15 protein-coding genes are annotated in these 20,753 nt (G+C 70.1%); 3 read left to right on the forward strand and 12 right to left on the reverse strand.

Annotated elements, in window-relative coordinates; all coding sequences use genetic code 11:
• The first annotated feature begins 6 nt into the window (after nucleotides 1-6).
• From frc to ACFVWW_RS05410, 3 genes are all read left to right on the forward strand, one after another.
• Nucleotides 7-1,263: a formyl-CoA transferase gene (gene frc, locus ACFVWW_RS05400; RefSeq protein WP_386876060.1), complete on the forward strand. Its 1,257-nt coding sequence runs from the start codon at nucleotides 7-9 to the stop codon at nucleotides 1,261-1,263.
• A 2-nt stretch (nucleotides 1,264-1,265) separates the two neighbouring features.
• Entirely contained in the window at nucleotides 1,266-3,404 is a 2,139-nt protein-coding gene (locus ACFVWW_RS05405; RefSeq protein WP_384181444.1) for an acetate--CoA ligase family protein, read from the forward strand.
• A gap of 130 nt (nucleotides 3,405-3,534) precedes the next feature.
• Complete coding sequence (locus ACFVWW_RS05410) at nucleotides 3,535-4,923, forward strand: OFA family MFS transporter (RefSeq protein ID WP_384181442.1); 1,389 nt, start codon at nucleotides 3,535-3,537, stop codon at nucleotides 4,921-4,923.
• Between the two features lie 109 nt (nucleotides 4,924-5,032).
• On the opposite strand, the gene ACFVWW_RS05415 is transcribed toward ACFVWW_RS05410, so the two are convergent.
• The 12 genes from ACFVWW_RS05415 to ACFVWW_RS05470 form a co-directional block, all read right to left on the reverse strand.
• A complete protein-coding gene (locus tag ACFVWW_RS05415) occupies nucleotides 5,033-6,079 on the reverse strand; it encodes a sugar phosphate isomerase/epimerase family protein (protein WP_386876062.1) in 1,047 nt (348 codons plus the stop codon).
• Between the two features lie 54 nt (nucleotides 6,080-6,133).
• On the reverse strand, nucleotides 6,134-7,516 hold the full coding sequence (locus ACFVWW_RS05420) for an alkaline phosphatase family protein (RefSeq protein ID WP_384181438.1): 1,383 nt from the start codon (nucleotides 7,514-7,516) through the stop codon (nucleotides 6,134-6,136).
• Nucleotides 7,513-8,682, reverse strand: a complete 1,170-nt coding sequence (gene eboE / locus ACFVWW_RS05425) for a metabolite traffic protein EboE (protein WP_384336877.1) — start codon at nucleotides 8,680-8,682, stop codon at nucleotides 7,513-7,515. Before eboE ends, ACFVWW_RS05420 begins: the two co-directional genes overlap by 4 nt.
• 4 nt (nucleotides 8,683-8,686) lie before the next feature.
• Complete coding sequence (locus tag ACFVWW_RS05430; protein ID WP_384181434.1) at nucleotides 8,687-9,535, reverse strand: TatD family hydrolase; 849 nt, start codon at nucleotides 9,533-9,535, stop codon at nucleotides 8,687-8,689.
• A complete protein-coding gene (locus tag ACFVWW_RS05435; protein WP_386876065.1) occupies nucleotides 9,535-10,152 on the reverse strand; it encodes an EboA domain-containing protein in 618 nt (205 codons plus the stop codon). Before ACFVWW_RS05435 ends, ACFVWW_RS05430 begins: the two co-directional genes overlap by 1 nt.
• A complete protein-coding gene (locus ACFVWW_RS05440; RefSeq protein ID WP_386876067.1) occupies nucleotides 10,149-10,994 on the reverse strand; it encodes a sugar phosphate isomerase/epimerase family protein in 846 nt (281 codons plus the stop codon). Before ACFVWW_RS05440 ends, ACFVWW_RS05435 begins: the two co-directional genes overlap by 4 nt.
• Nucleotides 10,991-11,956 carry an SCO3242 family prenyltransferase gene (locus ACFVWW_RS05445; protein ID WP_384336883.1) on the reverse strand — a complete coding sequence of 322 codons (966 nt, stop codon included), beginning with the start codon at nucleotides 11,954-11,956 and terminating at the stop codon, nucleotides 10,991-10,993. Before ACFVWW_RS05445 ends, ACFVWW_RS05440 begins: the two co-directional genes overlap by 4 nt.
• Nucleotides 11,953-13,086: an inositol-3-phosphate synthase gene (locus ACFVWW_RS05450; protein ID WP_384336885.1), complete on the reverse strand. Its 1,134-nt coding sequence runs from the start codon at nucleotides 13,084-13,086 to the stop codon at nucleotides 11,953-11,955. The genes ACFVWW_RS05445 and ACFVWW_RS05450 overlap by 4 nt, the downstream gene beginning before the upstream one ends.
• Nucleotides 13,087-13,206: 120 nt before the next feature.
• Nucleotides 13,207-16,899 carry a ThuA domain-containing protein gene (locus ACFVWW_RS05455; RefSeq protein ID WP_384181424.1) on the reverse strand — a complete coding sequence of 1,231 codons (3,693 nt, stop codon included), beginning with the start codon at nucleotides 16,897-16,899 and terminating at the stop codon, nucleotides 13,207-13,209.
• A 444-nt stretch (nucleotides 16,900-17,343) separates the two neighbouring features.
• Entirely contained in the window at nucleotides 17,344-18,348 is a 1,005-nt protein-coding gene (locus ACFVWW_RS05460) for a sugar phosphate isomerase/epimerase family protein (RefSeq protein ID WP_384181422.1), read from the reverse strand.
• An 8-nt stretch (nucleotides 18,349-18,356) separates the two neighbouring features.
• Nucleotides 18,357-19,598 carry a Gfo/Idh/MocA family protein gene (locus ACFVWW_RS05465; RefSeq protein WP_384181420.1) on the reverse strand — a complete coding sequence of 414 codons (1,242 nt, stop codon included), beginning with the start codon at nucleotides 19,596-19,598 and terminating at the stop codon, nucleotides 18,357-18,359.
• A 52-nt stretch (nucleotides 19,599-19,650) separates the two neighbouring features.
• Nucleotides 19,651-20,682: a substrate-binding domain-containing protein gene (locus ACFVWW_RS05470; protein WP_384181418.1), complete on the reverse strand. Its 1,032-nt coding sequence runs from the start codon at nucleotides 20,680-20,682 to the stop codon at nucleotides 19,651-19,653.
• Between the last annotated feature and the right edge of the window lie 71 nt (nucleotides 20,683-20,753).

Raw genomic sequence — 20,753 nt, forward strand, 5'->3', positions numbered from 1 at the left:
CCTCCCATGACGCAGGCTCTTGAGACCCCGCAAGGAACGAAAGCGCTCACCGGCGTCCGGGTCCTCGACATGACGCATGTTCAGTCGGGGCCCTCCGCAACCCAGTTGCTCGGCTGGCTCGGCGCGGACGTGGTGAAGCTGGAGGCACCGACCGGCGACATCACCCGCAAGCAGCTCCGCGATCTCCCCGATGTCGACTCGCTGTACTTCACGATGCTCAACTGCAACAAGCGGTCCATCACCCTCAACACCAAGTCGGAGCGCGGCAAGGAGATCCTCACGGAGCTCATCCGCCGCTCGGACGTCATGGTGGAGAACTTCGGCCCCGGCGCCGTGGACCGGATGGGTTTCACCTGGGAGCGCATCCAGGAGATCAACCCGCAGATCGTCTACGCCTCCATCAAGGGCTTCGGCGAGGGCCCGTACACCAATTTCAAGGCGTACGAGGTCGTCGCCCAGGCCATGGGCGGCTCGATGACCTCGACCGGCTTCGAGGACGGGCCGCCGCTCGCCACCGGGGCGCAGATCGGCGACTCCGGCACCGGCATCCACGCCGTCGCCGGCATTCTCGCCGCGCTCTACCAGCGTGAGAGCACCGGCCGCGGCCAGCGGGTCAATGTCGCGATGCAGCACGCGGTGCTCAATCTGTGCCGGGTGAAGCTGCGCGACCAGCAGCGTCTGGCCCACGGTCCGCTCGCCGAGTACCCGAACGACGACTTCGGCGACGAGGTGCCGCGCAGCGGCAACGCGAGCGGCGGCGGGCAGCCGGGCTGGGCCGTGAAGTGCGCGCCCGGCGGTCCGAACGACTACGTCTATGTGATCGTGCAGCCCGTGGGCTGGCGCCCGGTCACCGAGCTGATCGGCCGGCCCGAGCTGGCGGAGGACCCGGAGTGGGCGAGCCCGGAGGCCCGGCTGCCCAAGCTGGGCAAGATGTTCCAGCTCATCGAGGAGTGGACGGCCACCCTTCCCAAGTGGGAGGTGCTGGAGAAGCTCAACGCCCACAACATCCCGTGCGGTCCGATCCTCTCCACCAAGGAGATCATCGAGGACGCGTCGCTGGCGGCGAACGAGATGGTCGTCCAGGTCTCCCACCCCGAGCGCGGCTCGTTCACCACGGTCGGCAGCCCACTGAAACTCTCCGACTCCCCCGTGGACGTGGTCACTTCACCGCTGCTCGGCGAACACAACGAAGAGGTGTACATCGGCGAGCTGGGTCTGGGCGCCGAGGAACTGCGCCTGCTCAAGACGAACGGAGTCATCTAGCAGTGGACACCACAGAACCGAATCACGCGGCCGTACGCGCCGTCCTGGACGCCGCGCTCGCCCAGGGGCGTACGTCCCTGACTGCGCCCGAGGGCAAGGCCGTCACGGACGCCTACGGCATCCCCACCCCGGCCGAGGCCCTCGCCGAGAACGCCGACGCCGCCGTGGCGCTCGCCGACCGGATCGGTTTCCCGGTCGCCATGAAGATCGTCTCGCCCGAGATCCTGCACAAGACGGACGCGGGCGGCGTACGGATCGGGCTGACGTCGGCCGCCGAGGTACGGGGGGCGTTCACCTCGATCGTCACCAACGCCAAGGCGTACGACCCGGACGCGCGGATCCTCGGCGTCCAGGTGCAGCAGATGGTGCCGGCCGGTACCGAGGTGCTCATCGGTACGGTCACGGACCCGACCTTCGGCAAGATCGTGGCCTTCGGCCTCGGCGGCGTGCTGGTGGAGGTCCTCAAGGACGTCACCTTCCGGCTCGCCCCGGCTTCCAAGGACGACGCGCTGTCGATGCTCGACGGGATCCGCGCCGCGGAGATCCTGCGCGGCGTCCGGGGCGGCGCGGCCGTCGACCGGGACGCGCTGGCCGAGCTGGTGGTCAAGGTGTCCCGGCTCGCGGCCGACTTCCCGGAGATCGCCGAGGTCGACCTCAATCCGGTGTTCGCCTCGGAGAGCGGGGTGATGGCCGCCGATGTGCGGATCCTGCTGACCACCGAGGTGCCGGCCGAGCGGCGGAGATACACGCGCGAGGAGATCCTCGTCTCGATGCGGCGGCTGATGAAGCCGCGCTCGGTGGCCGTGATCGGCGCCTCGAACGAGCAGGGCAAGATCGGGAATTCGGTCATGCGGAACCTGATCGACGGAGGGTTTCCGGGCGATATTCATCCGGTGAACCCCAAGGCCGATGACATACTCGGCCGTAAGGCATACAAGAGCGTGATGGATGTTCCTGGCGAGCCCGATGTGGCGGTCTTCGCGATTCCCGCGAAGTTCGTCGCCGCGGCGTTGGAAGAGGTCGGCCGCAAGGGCATACCGAACGCCGTCCTGATCCCGTCCGGCTTCGCCGAGACCGGCGAGCACGAACTCCAGGCGCGGATCGTGGAGATCGCCGAGGAGTACGGCGTACGGCTGCTGGGGCCGAACATCTACGGCTACTACTCCACCTGGCAGGACCTCTGCGCCACCTTCTGCACCCCGTACGACGTCAAGGGCGGCGTGGCGCTGACCTCGCAGTCCGGCGGCATCGGCATGGCGATCCTCGGCTTCGCCAGGAGCACCAAGACGGGTGTCTCGGCCATCGTGGGCCTCGGCAACAAGTCGGACCTCGACGAGGACGATCTGCTGACCTGGTTCGGCGAGGACCCGAACACCGAGTGCATCGCGATGCACCTGGAGGACCTGAAGGACGGCCGGGCCTTCGTGGAGGCGGCCCGCGCGACCGTGCCGAAGAAGCCGGTGGTGGTCCTGAAGGCCGGTCGTACCGCGGCCGGCGCCAAGGCCGCGGGCTCGCACACCGGCGCGCTCGCCGGTGACGACGCGGTGTACGACGACATCCTGCGGCAGGCCGGTGTCATCCGGGCGCCGGGTCTCAACGAGATGCTGGAGTACGCGCGGGCGCTGCCGGTGCTCCCCACTCCGCAGGGCGACAACGTCGTGATCATCACGGGCGCGGGCGGCTCGGGGGTCCTGCTCTCGGACGCCATCGTCGACAACGGTCTGTCGCTGATGGAGATACCGCCGGATCTGGACGAGGCGTTCCGTAAGTTCATCCCGCCCTTCGGAGCGGCCGGCAACCCGGTGGACATCACCGGCGGCGAGCCTCCGTCCACCTACGAGGCGACGATCAGGCTCGGCCTGGAGGACCCGCGGATCCACTCGCTGGTCCTGGGCTACTGGCACACGATCGTCACCCCGCCGATGGTCTTCGCCGAACTGACGGCGCGGGTCGTCGCGGAGTTCCGGGCACGGGGCATCCAGAAGCCCGTCGTGGCCTCCCTCGCGGGCGATGTCGAGGTCGAGGAGGCGTGCCAGTACCTCTTCGAGCACGGCGTCGTGGCCTACCCGTACACCACCGAGAGGCCGGTCGAGGTGCTCGGTGCGAAATATCGCTGGGCACGGGCGGCGGGGCTGCTGTGACGCCTCGTCAGCACGCGGCACCGACCGGGCGGTTGGGAGGCGATCAATGACCTGACCCGCCCGGGCGAGCACGAAAGGTTTTGGACAGGGGGCGCTGGCCAGCTCTTTCGATGCAAGGGGTGCGACACCTATGACAACGACTCACATCACCAGCTCCGTCCCCTTCAAGGAGGTGACGGACCGCAACGGCCGCGTGTACCGGATCGGTGAGACCGACCGGGACATCATGGGCCGGCCGCGATGGACGATGGTGCTCTTCCCCTGGATGGGCATGCTCGGCATCAGTTCGTCGGAGTACGCGTTCACCTCGGCGGAGGACACTCTGCACGAGGCCCATCTCTGGAACAGCGGGCACATCTTCTGGCTGATGGGCGTCTGGATCTTCTTCCAGGCGGCCGTCGCCTTCCCCGCCGGGCAGCTGCGTGAGAGCGGCAAGTTGCCCGCTCGCTACGCCATGATGCTCGGCGCGCTCGGTACGTTGCTCGGCTATGTCTCCCTGGCCTACGCGCCGCATGTGATCGTGGCGTACATCGGCTTCGGGATGTTCAGCGGTATCGGCGCCGGTCTGGTCTACGCCACCTGCGTGAATATGGTCGGCAAGTGGTATCCGGAACGCAAGGGAGGCAAGACCGGCCTCGTCAACGGCGGTTTCGCCTACGGTTCCGTGCCCTTCGTCTTCCTCTTCACCTCGTACATGGACCTGAGCAACTACCAGACCGTGCTGGTGCTCGTCGGCGTGATCTGCTGCCTCGTCGTCGCGGTCGCCGGCTGGTTCTTCAAGGACCCGCCGAAGTACTGGTGGCCGACGGGCGCCGACCCGCTCAAGACCTCGGAGGACCCGAGGATCCGGCGGGCGCTGGCGAAGAACCCGCCGGCGGTGAAGCAGTACTCACCCAAGGAAGCGGCACGCACACCGGTGCTGTGGATGATGTGGTTCTGCCTGCTCTGCACGGCCGGAATCAATATTTTCGGAATCGCGTTCCAGGTGCCCTTCGGAAAGGACATGGGGTTCGCGGGCGGGATCGTGGCCACCGCGATGTCGCTGAAGGCGATCGTGAACGGTACGGGGCGCGGGGTCATCGGCTGGATCTCCGACCGGTACGGACGCCGTAACACGCTGATCTTCGTCTGTCTGGTCCTGGGCAGCGCTCAGTTCGGCGTGCTGGTCTCCGGGTCCATGGGCAGCATGCCGTTCTTCCTCTTCTGCTCGATGGTCTCCGGCTTCGGCGGGGGCGCGATCTTCCCGCTGTTCGCGGCGATGACCGCGGACTACTTCGGGGAGAACAACAACGCTTCCAACTACGGCATGGTCTACAGCTCCAAGCTCATATCGGGCCTGGTCGGCTCCGGCATGGGAGCCGTGGTGGTGGGCGCCTGGGGTTACGAGGGCGCGTTCGTCATCGCGGGATGCATCGGACTCGCTTCGGCGGTGCTGGCGCTGTTCCTGAAGGCGCCGGGAAGGCCGGACGCCAAGAAGATCGAACCGAACCCGAACCCGATCGGCCGGGACGCCGCCTGACCCGGCACCCGGCCCCGCACAGAAGGACGGCCCTCCCCACGGCTCGGACAGAGCCGCGGGGAGGGCCGTCCCCCGTGTGCGGGTGGGGCGCCGGACAGGGCCTAGGGTCCTACCGCTTTTCGCGCAGCGAGTGCAGGTGCGCCGACGACTTGCGGGCGAAGGCGATCGAGTCCACCGGCTGGTCGTGCTCCACCTGCCAGTGGTGGTCACGGCGGCCGCCATGGGTCTTGTTCACGGCCGAGATGAAGCGCTGGTAGTCGATGTCACCGTCGCCGACGTCCACCATCCGGTAGCCGTCGCGGGCGGTGATGTCCTCGATGCCGTCCTTGACGTGGAAGAGCGGGTAGCGGTGGGGCTGCTTGAGTACGTAGCGCAGCGGGTCGAAGGGGGCGGGCTTGCCCTCGACGGTCTTGCTGAAGCGGAACTGGCCGGCGAACGCCCAGTAGATGTCCATCTCCAGGAAGACCAGATCGGGGTCGGTCTCGGCCAGCAGAACATCGTAGAGACGGACGTTCGGCTGGTCGGTGGCGAAGGAGAACTCCTCCGCGTGGTTGTGCTGGTAGAACTTCATGCCGCGCCGCCTGGCCGCCGCGCCGTAGGTGTTGAAGTCCTCGGCCGCCCGCTTCCAGGCATCGACGGTGGAGCCGTAGCGGAACGGCCCCGAGGCCGTTCCGATGTGCTCGAGACCAAGGGCCTGGGCGTCGTCCAGGACCTTGTCGAGGTTCTGGGCGAAGCTGTAGGCGTCCGGGTTGTTGTCATCGGCGTAGTTGACATGGCTGCCGATGCCCTTGAGACCGTGGTCCCTGGCCAGCTTCTTGAGCTGGGCCAGGGTGATCTCTCCGGTGCCCTGGGTGTAACCGGCGTACTCGATCTCGTCGTAGCCGAAGCGCTCCAGCTCGTCGAAGACCTTGGCGAAGCCGATCGAGGACACCTTGTCACGCAAGGAGTAGAGCTGGATGCCGAGACGGCCGGGCGGCAGGACCGGCTGTCCCTTGCCGTGACCGTGGTCGTGCCCGTGTCCCCGGCCGTGGGCGGCGGCGGGGGTGGCCGAGGCACCCAGGACAGCGGCGGCGGTGGCGCCCGCGGCGACACCGAGCATGCCGCGTCTGCTGAGCTTCTGCGCGAGCTCGGGGTCGGCTGACTTCTTGCGGCTCATTGCGGAACTCCTTTGTGTCTGTACTGGCGGTGCTTGCTTGTCAGTGCTTGCTTGTCAGTGCAGTCCGGCAAGCTGGAGGAGCAGGGACTTCACATCAGTGGCCGCGACACGGCCACTGACGGCACGGGGGGTGGAGCACAGGATGAGCGGACCTTCGTCGTCGCTCTGCGGAAGGCGGCCGTGGCTGCCGCGAATGGGAGAAGGGTCGAGGGGGACGACCGCGAGGCGGTAGCGCATGCCGAGCTTCTTGCGGGCTATCGCCTTGGCCGCCTTGAGGCGTACGTACGGATCGAGGGGGTCCATGAACAGCTCGACGGGGTCGTAGCCCGGCTTGCGGTGGATCTCGACCAGCTGGGCGAAGTCGGGTGCCCGGTCGTCGTCGAGCCAGTAGTAGTACGTGAACCACGCGTCCGGTTCCGCGATGGCCACCAGCTCGCCCGAGCGGGGGTGGTCCAGGCCGTGGCTCTTCTTGCCCTCGTCGTCCAGGATCTCGTCGATGCCGGGGAGATCCCGGAGAGCCTCGCGGGTGGCGTCGAGGTCCTCGGGACGGCGCACGTAGATATGGGCGAGCTGGTGGTCGGAGACGGCGAAGGCGCGGGAGGCCATCGGGTCGAGATACTCCATGCCGTCCTGGGTGTGCACCTCCAGCAGCCCGGCCCGGCGCAGCGCCCGGTTGATGTCGACCGGCCGCGAGACCCGGGTGATGCCGTACTCGGACAGCGCGACGACGGTACGGCCCTCGGCCCTGGCGTCGTCCAGCAGCGGTGCCATGGCCGCGTCGAGGTCGGCGGCCGCCTGATGGGACCTGGGGTCGTCGGGGCCGTAGCGCTGGAGGTCGTAGTCGAGATGCGGGAGGTAGCACAGGGCCAGGTCGGGCCGGCGGGTGGCGATGATGTGGCGGGTGGCGTCCACGATCCACTGCGAGGAGACGAGGTCGGCGCCGGGGCCCCAGAAGTGGAAGAGGGGGAACGTGCCGAGCTTCTCGGTGAGTTCGTCGTGCAGCGCCGGCGGACGGGTGTAGCAGTCGGGTTCCTTGCGGCCGTCGGCGTAGTAGACGGGGCGGGGCGTGACGGTGAAGTCGGTGTCCGCGCCCATCGCGTACCACCAGCAGATGTTGGCGACGGTGTAGCCGGGGTGGGCACGGCGGGCGGCGTCCCACAGCTTGTCGCCGGAGACGAGCCCGTTGTGCTGGCGCCAGAGCAGTACGTCGCCCAGCTCGCGGAAGTACCAGCCGTTGCCGACGATGCCGTGCTCGGCGGGGAGCGTCCCGGTGAGGAAGGTGGACTGCGCGCTGCAGGTGACGGCGGGCAGGACCGTGGTCAGCGGGGCCTGGGATCCGGCGCCGGCCAGCTTCTTGAGGTGGGGCATGTGGTGGAGCAGCTGGGGGGTCAGGCCGACGACATCGAGGACGAGGAGCGGGGTCGGGCTCTCGGTCATGGCAGCTCCTTCAGGCCGAGGTCGACCAGGAGGTCGCGGGCCAGGGTGAGTTCGGCGGCGATTCCGTCGGCGAGCTGTCCGCGCGAGCGGGGACGCAGCTCCGGCGGGAGCGCCTGCCAGGTGTAGGTCTCGACTTCCAGATGGCGGGTGAGCGGCTGCGCGCCGCCGACGAGCCGGGTCAGCGCGTCCTGGAGTACGGGGAGGGTGGAGGCGAGCGGCGGGGCGGGCGGGGCGTGCAGCGGGACGTGGAAGTGCGCGCGCCAGGGGGCGCCGTCGGGCAGTGCCCCGCCGTTGAGGGCCTCGTCGAGGTCGTCGGTGCCGTGCAGCCCGGCGGCGGTGCGGGTGCGGGTCTGGTGGAGGAAGCGGGGCTCGGCGAAGGCGCCGAGAGCTTCCCGTACCTCCGGCAGATGCGGCTGTTCGGCGTGCAGGGCCGCGGAGAGCTGGGCCTTGGGGATGGAGATGCGCGCGGCGTGCAGCGCGGCCAGGGCGGTGGCCGGGTCCTCGAAGGACGTCGCGAGATGGCAGGTGTCGATACAGATGCCGATCCGGCCGCTGGCGATGTCGGTGAGCGGGCCGATCGCGTCGGCGGTGGTCTCGACCGTGCAGCCCGGCTCCGGTTCCAGGGCGATCCGGATGGACTTGCCGGTCAGCTCCTCCAGCGCGTCGAGCCGCTTCGCCAGCGTGGTCAGCGCGGTGTGGGCGGCGCGGGCCGCGGCGTCGTCGAACGGGGTGCGCCAGGCGAGCGGGAGGGTGGAGACGGAACCTTCCGTGACATCGTCGGGCAGCAGCGCGGCCAGCAGCCTGGCCAGGTCGCTGGTGTGGGCGAGCCGCTCGGGATCGGCCCAGTCCGGTTTGTACACGCGGTACTTGACCTCTTCGGCGCCGAAGCCCTCGTACGGGAAGCCGTTGAGTGTGACGACCTCGAGCCCGCGCCGGTCCAGTTCGGCGCGCAGGCCGCGCAGCACCGAGGGGTCGTTGATCAGGGCCTGGGCGGCGTCCTTGGCGAGCCAGAGGCCGATGCCGAGGCGGTCCCTGCCGAGCCGTTTGCGTACCGGTTCGCAGTGGTCGCGCAGCTGGGCGAGGACGCCGTCGAGGGTCTCGGCGGGGTGGACATTGGTGCAGTACGAGAGGTGGACGGTGGAGCCGTCGGGGTGGCGGAAGCGCATGGCCTCACTCCCCGCCGCGGAGGATGGAGTTGCCCTCGTGGAGGGCCTCCGGGGCGGGGACGTCGAGCTGGAGTCTGCCGCTGAGGCCGTAGAAGGCGACGGGGTTGCGCCACAGGACCAGGTCGACGTCGTCCTCGCTGAAGCCGGCGGCGAGCATCGCGTCGGCGACCTTGCGGGTCTTCAGGGGATCGCTCTTGCCCCAGTCGGCGGCCGAGTTGACGAGCACCTTCTCGGTGCCGTGGGACTTGAGGACGGCGACCATGCGGTCCTCGTCCATCTTGGTGTCCGGGTAGATGGAGAAGCCGAGCCAGCTGCCGCTCTCCGCCGCATCCTTGACCGTCGTCTCGTTGAGGTGGTCGAGCAGCACCCGGTCGGGGGCGAGGGCGGATTCGCGTATGACGTCGATGGTGCGGCGCAGGCCCGACAGCTTGTCCCGGTGCGGGGTGTGGACGAGCGCGGGCAGGCCGTGGTCGGCGGCGAGCTGGAGCTGCGCGGAGAGCGCGAAGTCCTCGGCCGGGGTCATGGAGTCGTAGCCGATCTCACCGACGGCGACGACGGAGTCCTTGACGAGATAGCGCGGCAGGGCGTCCAGGACGGGGGTGCAGCGCGGGTCGTTCGCCTCTTTGGGGTTGAGGGCGAGCGTGCAGTGGTGGGCGATGCCGTACTGGGCCGCGCGGAACGGCTCCCAGCCGAGGAGCGCGTCGAAGTAGTCGAAGAAGCTGGCGGGCGACGTGCGGGGCTGGCCGAGCCAGAAGGACGGCTCGACCAGGGCGCGCACACCGGAGGCGTACATCGCCTGGTAGTCGTCCGTGGTGCGGGAGGTCATATGGATGTGGGGGTCGAAGATGCGCATCAGGACTCCTCGCCGGTCAGGTTCAGTGCGCGGTGCAGGTCGGCGGGTACGGAGCGGCCCGCGGCGGTGCGCTCGGCCGCGAAGTCGGCGAGCATCCTGGCCAGTTCGGCGTCTCCGTGGGCACGTCTGTCCAGGCCGTCGACGGCGTCGAGGTCCACACCCGTGAACAGGCATTTGAGGATGGCGTGCCGCCAGGCGTGGGGGTCGAGGTGGGCGGCGGCGTACGGGCCGACGGCGGCGGCGACCAGCCGGGTGTCGTTGGTCCGCAGCGCGTCCTCGGTCAGGGGCAGCGCGCCGGGCCCTTCGACGCGGTCCGGCAGGGCGAGCAGGACGGCGCGGCGCTCGGCGGCGGCGCCCTGGTGGTAGAGCCGGGTGAGCGTGGCGAGATCGGCGCGGGCTTCCTGGAGGAGCAGGGTGCGTACGGAGTCGACCGTGTCGCCGGACCGCCCGCAGTGGCGTCCGGCGGCGGCGAAGCGCAGCTCCCAGGAGGCGGCAACGTTGTCGGCGGCGGCGGGGGCCGCGTCCCGGGCCGTCGCCGCCTCGGCGAGTGCCTCGTCGAGCCAGGCCGCGGCGGCCGCCTCGAGCCGGGGAGACAGCTCCTCGCGGGTGGGTGTCATGCCGATGCTCCCTTCGTACGCAGGAAGTCCAGGGAGGTGCGGGCCAGTTCGGGCCCGGCGTGGGAGTGGCGGGGCAGTTCGACGACGGTCAGGCCCTCGTAGCCGGTGGCGGCGAGCGCGTCGAGCACGGGCGGGAAGTCGATCTCGCCGTCCCCGAACGGGAGATGCTCGTGGACGCCGCGCCGCATGTCCTCGATCTGTACGTGCCGCAGCCAGGGCGCGGCCTCGCGCACGCAGTCGGCGGGCGCGGCGGGTTCCAGGCACTGGCAGTGGCCGATGTCGAGCGTGAGGCCGAGCAGGTCCGGGTCGCCGAGGCGGTGCCTGAGCTGGTGGAAGCCGGCGAGGTCCGAGACGAGATGGCCGGGCTCCGGCTCGACGGCGAGCGGGATGTCGGCGGCCTCCGCGGCGTCGAGGACCGGTCCCATCGCCTCTTCGAGCCGCTTCCAGGCGGTGTCCGTGTCGGTGCCCGCGGGGGTGATGCCGCTGAAGCAGTGCACGGCGTGGGCGCCGAGGTCCGCGGCGACCTGGACGGCGGTGATCAGCAGTCGCGTACGGGCCGCCCGCCCTTCGGGGTCCGGGTCGAGCAGGGAAGGACCGTGCTTGCGGCGCGGGTCGAGTACGTAGCGGGCCCCGGTCTCGACGGTGACGCCGAGCCCCAGCTCGGCCAGCCGCCGGGCGACCCGCTGGGTGCGGGCGGCGAGTTCGGGGGCCATCGGGTCGAGATGCATGTGGTCGAGCGTCAGCCCGACCCCGTCGTACCCGAGATCGGCGAGCAGCGCGAGGGCGTCGTCGAGCCGCAGGTCGGTGAGCCCGTTGGTGCCGTATCCGAAACGCAGACTCATGTGGGGCTCACTTTCCGTGCGAGTGCGCGGGCGAGCGGCACGAGCGCCATGACGCCGGCCGCGACACCGGCCGCCCCGCCGCGTGCGGCGAGCGCGGCCTGGAGCGGGATCATGGCCCGGATCCCGCCGCCGACGGCGCGCTGGGTGAGGGGCGGGGAGGGGTTGAGCGCGGCGTGCAGGAGGGGCCGTCCTGCGGTGCCCGCGTAGACGGCGGCGAGCGCGCCCGCGAGGACGGGCGCGAGGACGGCCGGCTGCCCGGCTCCGCGGGAGACGTGGCGCGGACCGAAGGAGAGCGGGGCCGGAGGTCCCGGCGGGGCGGCCACGACGGCCGGTCGCGGCGCGGCCTTACGGCGGCGGCCCGCCAGGACGCCCAGGACCGCGGTGGCCGCGAGCGCGGCGAGCGGCGCGGCCGTCGAACCGCCCTGCGCCTCACGGCGCGAGACGGTGGTGACCGCGACGGTGTGCGCTCCGAGGAGCGCGGCGGACGGCAGGGCGGCTCGCGCGCCGCGCAGCGCGCCCGCCGTCGCCGTCGCGCCGAGCAGCAGGTCCAGGGCCCTGGCCGCGCCCATCGCGACGGGCCCGGCCGGGGTGTGCTTCAGCCGGATGTCGTACGCCCAGACGCTGGCCGCCAGCGCCGTGCTCACCGCGAGGGCCGGGCGGCCCGCGCCGGCCGACAGGGCCAGGCCCGCGCCGGTCAGGGCGCCCGCCGCCGCGAGCGCCGCCGCCGGGGAGATCCGGCCCGAGGGGATCGGGCGGTGGGGGCGGTCGCGCGCGTCCTCCTCGCGGTCCGCCCAGTCGTTGAGCGCCATGCCCGCCTCGTACAGGCAGAGCGAGGCGCCCACGGCGAGCGCGGTGCCGCGGTGGGGACGTATGCCGAGGGCGGCCGCGCCGGCCAGGGCGTCGCCCGGGACCGTGAACAGGGCGGACACCCTCAGCAGTTCGGCCCAGGCGCGCAGGCTCACCGCGTCTCCCTCAGCCGCTCGGCGAAGGTGAGCAGTGCCTCGAACTGTTCGGCGAGGGCGGCGGGGCCGCCGTCCGGATCCTTGAAGTAGAAGCCCAGCTCGGGCAGCGGCCCGCTCAGCCCCGCCTCGTGCGCGCGCGCCACCAGCCGGGCCAGGTCGAGCACCAGCGGCGCGGCGAGCGCCGAGTCGCAGCCCTGCCAGATCGTCTGGAGGATCATCCGGGAGCCGAGGAAGCCGTCGAAGGCGATGTGGTCCCACGCGGTCTTCCAGTCGCCGAGCGCCGGGACGTCGTCGATATGGACCTCGCCCTCGGGGGCCGCGCCCAGCGTGTCGGCGAGGACGCGTTCCTTGCCCGCGTTCTTGGCCGCCGCCGCGGCCGGGTCGGCCAGCGCCGCTCCGTCCCCGCCGCCCAGCAGGTTCGTGCCCGACCAGGCCCGTACGGTCAGGGCCCGCTGGACGAACATCGGGGCGAGCACGGAACGGAGCAGCGTCTGGCCTGTCTTGCCGTCGCGGCCGGCGTGGGGAAGGCCGCCGGCCTCGGCGGCGGCGGTGAGGGCCGCGGTGCGCAGCCCGGTGGACGGCGTGAAGTTGACGTACGAGCAGCCGGCCTGGACGGCGGCCGCCGCGTACAGCGAGCTGGCGGGCAGCCGTGGATCGTCCGGCGCGGGCTCGGCCTCCGTGGAGGAGACATTGACGACGACCGTACGGGCGACGCCGGTGCGCCGTGCGAAGTCCGTGATGTCGGCGGCGAAGGCGGCGATGAGTTCCTCGTCGCTCCTGGTGTCGCCGGGGTGGGGTCCGCCGGTCCTGATCTCCTGGTCGGCGGCGGTCAGTTCGGCATGGAGCGCGGAGGGCAGACCGTGCGGCAGTACGCCCGCCGCGGTCAGCGCCTCGGCCCGTTTGGGCAGCGGACAGCTCGCGGTGTCATGTCCGCCGAAGACCAGGGAGGAGAGGGCGGGGAGGCCCGTCCCCGCGAAGGGCGGGGTCTCGGTGACCATGCCCGTCGCGGGGTGGAGCCCGGCGGTGACCGCCGCGCATCCCGCGACGGCAGTCGTGGCGACGGAGCCGCGGGCTCCGACGAACCAGACTCCGGTGCGTGCTGCAGTCGATTCGGTAGTGGTCGTCGCCACGGGCTGCCTCCCTGCCGGTGATGTGGTGTGGTGGACGGCGGGCGGGGGGTACGGCGCCTCCCCGCCCGCCGCCGGCTGACGGGCTGCTCTCCTGGGGGTTCCCAGGACTCCTAGAGGTTTCTAGGAGGAGGGCAGCTCCTTGAGCTGGATGTTGCGGAAGGACGCCTGGTCGTCGGCGCCATGGTTCTGGATGCCGATGTAGCCGTCCTTGAGACTGCGCGCCGGGTCGCTGTTGGTGAAGTCGTTGATCTTCACGCCGTTCAGGAAGATCTGCAGACGCTCGCCCTGAACCCGGATCTCGTAGTTGTTCCACTGCCCCGGGGGCCGCAGAACCTGGTCCCTGGCCTTGATGTTGGCCGATTTGAAGGTGTAGACGGAGCCGGTGGTGCGGTCCGGGGCGTCGGTGGCGTCGATCTGCACCTCGTACCCGTTGTTCACCGCCGACCAGGGGTCGTCCGAGGCCGGGAAGCCCACGAAGACTCCGGAGTTGTCGTCGCCGGCCAGCTTCCAGTCCAGCTTCAGCGAGTAGGACTTCAGCTCCTTGGCCTGGTACCAGAGCATGCCCATGCCGCCCTCGGAGCGCAGTTCACCGTCGACGACGTTGAACGTGCCGGGCCCTGCCTGCTTCCAGCCCGCCAGGCTCTTCCCGTTGAAGATGTCCCGGTAGCCGGTGTCCGGCTTGCAGTCGGCCTTGACCTGGCCGGCCGCGTACCGCAGTCCGCCGAGCAGATGCTGCCGGAAGGGCGCGTCCGCGTACGACTCCTTGGTGTGGCCGCCCCCGGTGTAGAAGGCACGGCCGCCCTCGTACGTCTGGCACCAGGCGATCGGGTGATCGCCCTTCATGTTGCCGCCCTGGTAGGTGGTCTCGTCCAGGGTGGCGAGGACCTTGGCCTGCGTACGGGGGTTGGTGCGGTAGTTGTACCACTCGTCCGTACGCTGCCACTCGTCGTCCAGATGGGCGGTCGCCGGGTGGTCGTGGTCCTCTACCCGCACGGTGGCGGACTGGATCGCCGGGTGGGAGTCGAAGTAGGCCCCCACCAGGCCGCCGTAGAAGGACCAGTCGTACTCGGTGTCCGCCGCGGCGTGGACCCCCATGTAGCCGCCGCCGGTGGCGACATAGTTCTCGAACGCCTTCTGCTGGTCGGCGTTGAGGACATCACCGGTGGTGGAGAGGAAGACCACCGCGTCGTACCTGGCCAGGTTGTTGGTGGTGAACTGGCCGGCCTCCTCGGTGGAGTCGACCGTGATCCCGGTGGTGCTGCCCAGTTCCTTGAGGGCGGTGACTCCCGCGGGGATCGAGTCGTGGCGGAAGCCGCCGGTCTTGGAGAAGACCAGGACCCGCTTCTCGGTCTTGCCCGCGACGGCCGTACTGAGCTGGAAGTCGTCCAGGTCGTACAGCGCGCCGTCGCCGCCCTTGAAGACCAGGAACAGCTCGGTGGTCTTCTTCGGTACGGACCGCAGCGGTACGTCGATGTCCTGGAAGATGTCCCAGCTTCCGGTGACCGGGATCGGCGCGGAGCCGAGCAGGTTGCCGGTGGCGGAGCCCGTCCGCACCTCCAGGAATCCGCCGGCGCCGCCGGAGGAGATCCGGGCGGTGAGCGTCTTGGACCCGGTCAGGTTGTACGGCGTGAAGGAGATCCAGTCGTCGTTGTTGATGTCGCCGACGGTCTTGCCGCCGTTGGCACTCGCCTTGTCGTAGGTCTTGATGCCGGACGAGTTGTTGAAGTGCTCGGCCTGCCGGTGACGGGGCTGCAGCTGCGCCTGGTCGTGGCCGGTGAGCGCCTCCTGGCCGCCGCCTCCGCCGTCGGTGTACGAGGCGTCGATCACGCCGAAGATATTGGCGTTGGGGTCGTGCTCGCCGTCGGCGGGCGCGGTGATGGTGCCTTCGCAGCCGTTCGCGGAGGTGATCGGGTGGCCGTGGTTGTCATGGCCGAGGATGTAGCTGACCACGACCTTGGAGCAGTCGATGGGCCCTGCGGCGCCGTCCTCGGGGTCGGTGACCTTGACCTTGAAGGGCAGGGTGTCACCGAAGCTGAAGAGCGTTCCCTCCGCCGGGATTTCCAGCGTCAGCGTGGGCGCCGTGTTGCCGACGACCACGCGTACGGACGCCGAACCGGTCCGCTCCGTGGGGTCGGTGACAATGAGGTTCGCGGTGTAGGTGCCGTTCTTCTTGTACGTGTGGCTGGGGTTGGCCTCGGTGGAGGTGGTGCCGTCGCCGAAGTCCCACGCGTAGGTGAGGGGATCGTCGTCGGCGTCCTCGGTGCCCGCCGAGGAGAAGGTGACCTTCAGCGGGGACTTCCCTGAGGTCTTGTTCGCGGCGGCCACGGCGATCGGTGACTTGCCGCCGGTGGAGTTCTCGATGCGGTAGACCGCCGAGTTCTCGTCACCGCCGAACCAGGCCAGGCCGTAGTCGAGCACGTAGAGCGCGCCGTCGGGGCCGAACTCCATGTCCATGACCTGGGTGCCGGTCCACGGGAAGTCGTTGATCGCGCTGACCGTGCCGTCCTCGCCCTGCTCGATCCGCTTGATCCACTGGCGGCCGAACTCGCCGGCGAAGTAGTCGCCGTCGTAGGACTCCGGGAACTTGACCGGGGAGTCCAGGTCGTGGTCGTAGCGGTAGACCGGGCCGCCCATCGGGGACTCGGAGCCGGTGCCGAACTCGGGGACGCTGCCGCCGTCGTACGCGATCCAGGCGGACTGCGCCGGCGGGAGGTCAGTCAGGCCGGTGTTGTGCCGCGAGGTGTTCTTGGGCGCGGCGCAGTCGAAGGCCGCGCCGGAGGTCCCGGTCGCGAAGTCGTAGTCGATGTACGGGTCGTTCTCACCCGTGCAGTACGGCCAGCCGAAGTTGCCGGCCTCGGTGACCCGGGCGAACTCGACCTGTCCGGACGGTCCCCTGGTCGGGGAGGCGGCGCCGGCGTCGGGGCCGTAGTCACCCACGTAGACGATGCCGGTCTTCTTGTCGACGGAGATACGGAACGGGTTGCGGAACCCCATCGCGTAGATCTCGGGCCGGGTCTTCTCGGTGCCGGGGGCGAAGAGGTTGCCCTCCGGGATCGTGTACGAGCCGTCCTCGGCGACCTTGACGCGCAGGACCTTGCCGCGCAGGTCGTTGGTGTTGCCCGAGCTGCGCCGGGCGTCGAACGCCGGGTTGCGGTCGGACCGCTCGTCGATCGGGGTGTAGCCGTCGGAGGCGAAGGGGTTGGTGTCGTCGCCGGTCGACAGATAGAGGTTGCCGTCCGCGTCGAAGGCGATGTCGCCGCCGACATGGCAGCAGGTGCCGCGCGAGGTGGCGACGTCGAGGACCTTCTTCTCGCTCGCCTTGTTGAGGGTGCCGTCCTCGTTCAGCGTGAAGCGCGAGAGGCGGTTGTACCCGTCGAAGGGGGCGAAGTCGGCGGCCGTGCCGTTCTCGGGCGCGTCGCCGGCGGGGGTGTCGAGCTTGGGGGCGTAGAACAGATAGATCGCCCGGTTCTCGGCGAAGTCGGGGTCGATCCCGACGCCTTGGAGTCCCTCTTCGTCATGGCTGTAGACCTCCAGCGTGCCGGAGACCTTGGTGGCGCCACCCGCGTCGGTGATACGCAGCGTGCCGTCACGCGAGGTGTGCAGCACCTGCCGGTCCGGCAGGACGGCGAGCGACATCGGCTCGCCCACCTCGTCGGCGCCCTTCGCGAGGGTCACCTGCTGGAAGCTTTCTTCCGCGGCCGGCGGCTCGGGATCGTGAGCGGCGGCGGGTACGGCGCTGAGGCTCGCTGCCGCGAGCACGGCGCCGGTCAGGAGTGCGAGGAGGGATCTGGCTCGGGGGCGTTTTCTGGGCACGAAAGTCCTCCACAATGGCCGTTCGTACGTGCGGGTTGCCAGGGGAGCGCAGGGATCGCGCTCCCCTCTCAGGGGTGGTGCTCTCGCACCGGGCCCCCCGGGGGGAGGTGGCTGTTCACCGACGTGCGCCGTCACATCGGAGACCATCTATGTCCTGTACATCTCAGTTGGACGGTAGCCGTGTTCGTCCGGGACCGAAAGACCTTGCGCACTGGGGAAGTTGTACTTCTTCCTGTCTCAGGACAAAGCAACTTCCGGGCATGCCAGACCGCCCGGCGGCGCCCCTTATTCAGGGACTCGGTTCGCCTCCGGGGCGCCTTATGCCACTGTCGACGGCCGACCGTGCTCGATTCGCTCGTACCTCGCGAACCTCCGCGCGCTCTCCCTTTCGACAGCGGCGCGCCCCTTCGGCTCACTCGCCGGGCGGACGGCCTGTGCGCAGCTTTAGTCGCCGCCTCCGAACGCGGCGTCGAAGGACGCGGTCGGGGCGTCGAAGTCGAAGCGCTTCAGGTCGGCCAGGGCCTCCGGGGCTCCCGCCAGCCGGTCCATGCCGGCGTCCTCCCACTCGACCGAGATGGGGCCCTCGTACTTGATCGAGCGCAGCATCCGGAAGACGTCCTCCCACGGGACATCGCCGTGGCCGGCCGAGACGAAGTCCCAGCCGCGCCGCGGGTCGCCCCAGGGAAGATGGGAGCCGAGGCGCCCGTTGCGGCCGTCGAGACGCTTGCGCGCCTCCTTGCAGTCGACGTGGTAGATCCGGTCCTGGAAGTCGTAGAGGAAGTTGACCGGGTCCAGGTCCTGCCAGACGAAGTGGCTCGGGTCGAAGTTGAGCCCGAACGCGGGCCGGTTGTCGACCGCCTCCAGCGCGCGCTTCGTGGTCCAGTAGTCGTACGCGATCTCGCTCGGGTGGACCTCGTGGGCGAAGCGCACGCCCTCGGCGTCGAAGACGTCGAGGATCGGGTTCCAGCGCTCCGCGAAGTCCTCGTACCCCCGGTCGATCATGCCGGGCGGCACCGGCGGGAACATCGCGACCAGATGCCAGATCGAGGAGCCGGTGAAGCCGATGACCGTGTCGACCCCGAAGGCGGCCGCGGCCCTGGCGGTGTCCTTGATCTCGGCGGCGGCGCGCTGCCTGACGCCCTCGGGCTCACCGTCGCCCCAGATCCGGGACGGCAGGATCCCCTGGTGGCGCTCGTCGATGGGGTTGTCGCAGACGGCCTGGCCCACCAGATGGTTGGAGATCGCCCAGCACTTCAGCCCGTACTTGTCGAGCAGCTGGTGGCGGCTGTCCAGGTAGCCCGGGTCGGCGAGTGCCTTGTCGACCTCGAAGTGGTCGCCCCAGCAGGCGAGTTCCAGACCGTCGTAACCGAAGTCACGGGCGAGCCGGCACACCTCCTCCAGGGGCAGATCGGCCCACTGGCCGGTGAACAGCGTGAACGGACGTGGCATGGGACCTCCTAGGCGTGAATTCCGGGCGTGGATGCTCCGGACGGCAGCGGCACAGGCGTGTACACGGCGTTCTTCGCCGCGCTGTCCTCCACCGCGGCGAGCACCCGCTGCACCTGCAGCCCGTCGGCGAAGGACGGCACCGGATCGGTTCCGGCGGCGACCGCCTCGACCAGATCGCGGGCCTGGTGGACGAAGGTGTGCTCGTAGCCGAGCGCGTGGCCCGGCGGCCACCACGCCTCCAGATAGGGATGCTCCGGCTCGGTGACCAGGATCCGGCGGAAGCCGGACGTGGGCGCGGGCTCGGTGTGGTCGTGGAACGACAGCTCGTTGAGGCGCTCCAGATCGAAGGCGAGCGAGCCGCGCTCGCCGTTGATCTCCAGATGGAGCGCGTTCTTGCGTCCCGCGGCCATGCGGGTGGCCTCGAAGGAGGCCAGCGCGCCCGAGGCGAGCCGTCCGGTGAACAGCGCCGCGTCATCCACGGTCACCGGGCCGAGCTCGCCTCCCCCGGTCGCCGACAGGCCGGCCGACGCCCCGCTGAGCAGCGGCCGTTCCCTGACGAACGTCTCCGCGAGCGCGGACACCCCGACCAGCAGTTCCCCCGTCAGGAACTGCGCGAGGTCGACGATGTGCGCCCCCAGGTCGCCGAGCGCCCCGGATCCCGCGTGCTCGCGCTTGAGCCGCCAGGTCAGCGGGAACGCCGGATCGACCAGCCAGTCCTGGAGATAGCTGACCCGGACGTGCCGCAGGGTGCCGAGCCTGCCCTCCGCGATCAGCTTGCGGGCGTACGCGATGGCGGGCACCCGGCGGTAGTTGAAGCCGACCATGGCCAGCTGGCCGCGTGACCTGGCCGCCTCCGCGGCCCTGACCATGGCCTCGGCCTCGGCCACCGAGTTGGCGAGGGGCTTCTCGCACAGGACGTGCTTGCCCGCCTCCAGCGCGGCGATGGCGATCTCCGCATGGCTGTCCCCCGGCGTGCAGATGTCGACCAGCTGCACGTCGTCACGCGCGATGAGGTCCCGCCAGTCGGTCTCCGCGGCGGCCCAGCCGAGTTTGTCGGCCGCCTTGACGACGGCCGTCTCGTCCCGCCCGCAGATGGCGGCGAGGTGCGGCCGCATCGGCAGATCGAAGACATGTCCCGCCGTGCGCCAGCCCTGGGAGTGGGCGGCACCCATGAACGAGTATCCGATCATGCCGATACCGAGTGGCGGCGGTGCGCCGGCTTCCTTCTCCGACGCTTCCCTGCTGGTCATAAGGGAGTACTCCTCGTCTCTCGCGCGTGTGGGGGCAGACTGGCGGAGCCGGTCAGCTGAATCCCTGCGGCAGGTACTCGTCGATGTTCGTCTTGTCGACGACCGCCGAGAACAGGGTCACCTGAGCCGGGATCTCCAGACCGGCCAGGCCGCTGACACCCTTGCTCTGACCCAGCGCGCGGGCGAGGTCGATCGCCGACGACGCCATGATCGGCGGGTACAGCACGGTCGCCTTCAGGACGCTGTTGTCGGCCTTGATGGCGTCCATGGCCGCCTTGGCACCGGCGCCGCCGACCATCAGGAAGCCGTCACGGCCGGCCTGGTCGATGGCGCGCAGGGCGCCGACGCCCTGGTCGTCGTCGTGGTTCCACAGGGCGTCGAACTTGGGCTGCGCCTGGAGCAGCTGAGCCATCTTGGCCTGGCCGGACTCAACGGTGAAGTCGGCCGCCTGGCGGGCGACCTTCTTGATGTTGGGGTAGTTCGCGAGCGCGTCGTCGAAGCCCTGGGTGCGCTGCTTGGTCAGCTCCAGGCTGTCGGGGCCCGACAGTTCGATGACGGTGGCGCCGGCCTTGTCCTTCAGCTTCTCGCCGATGTAGTTGCCCGCGTTGACGCCCATGCCGTAGTTGTCACCGCCGACGTAGCAGCGGAACGCCTGCGGGTCGGCGAAGATCCGGTCCAGGTTGATGACGGGGATGCCCGCGCGCATCGCCTTGAGACCGGCCTGGGTGAGGGCCTTGCCGTCGGCCGGCAGGATCACCAGGACGTCGACCTTCTTGTTGATCAGGGCGTCGATCTGGCCGATCTGGGCGGCGGTGTCGTTCGAGCCCTCGGTGATGTCGAGCGTGACGTCCGAGTACTTCTTCGCCTGGGCACGGGCGTTGTCGTTGATCGCGTTGAGCCAGCCGTGGTCGGCCTGGGGGCCGGCGAAGCCGATGGTGACCGGCTTGCCGGGCTTGTCGTCGGCGGCCGGCGCGGTGTTCGCGGCGGGCTCTTCCTTCTCGTTGCTGGTGCAGGCGGTGAGGAAGGCACCCGCGGAAATGGCGGCGGTGCCGAACAGCAGGCCTCTACGGCTCGTTTCTGGCATGACGATTCAGACCCTTCGATCGAGCGGTGCGTCGGAAGCGGTGCGTAGGGAAGCGGTACGAGGTCGGGCCC

Origin of the sequence: Streptomyces sp. NPDC058198, assembly GCF_042882605.1 — a bacterium.
Taxonomy (GTDB): Bacteria; Actinomycetota; Actinomycetes; order Streptomycetales; family Streptomycetaceae; genus Streptomyces.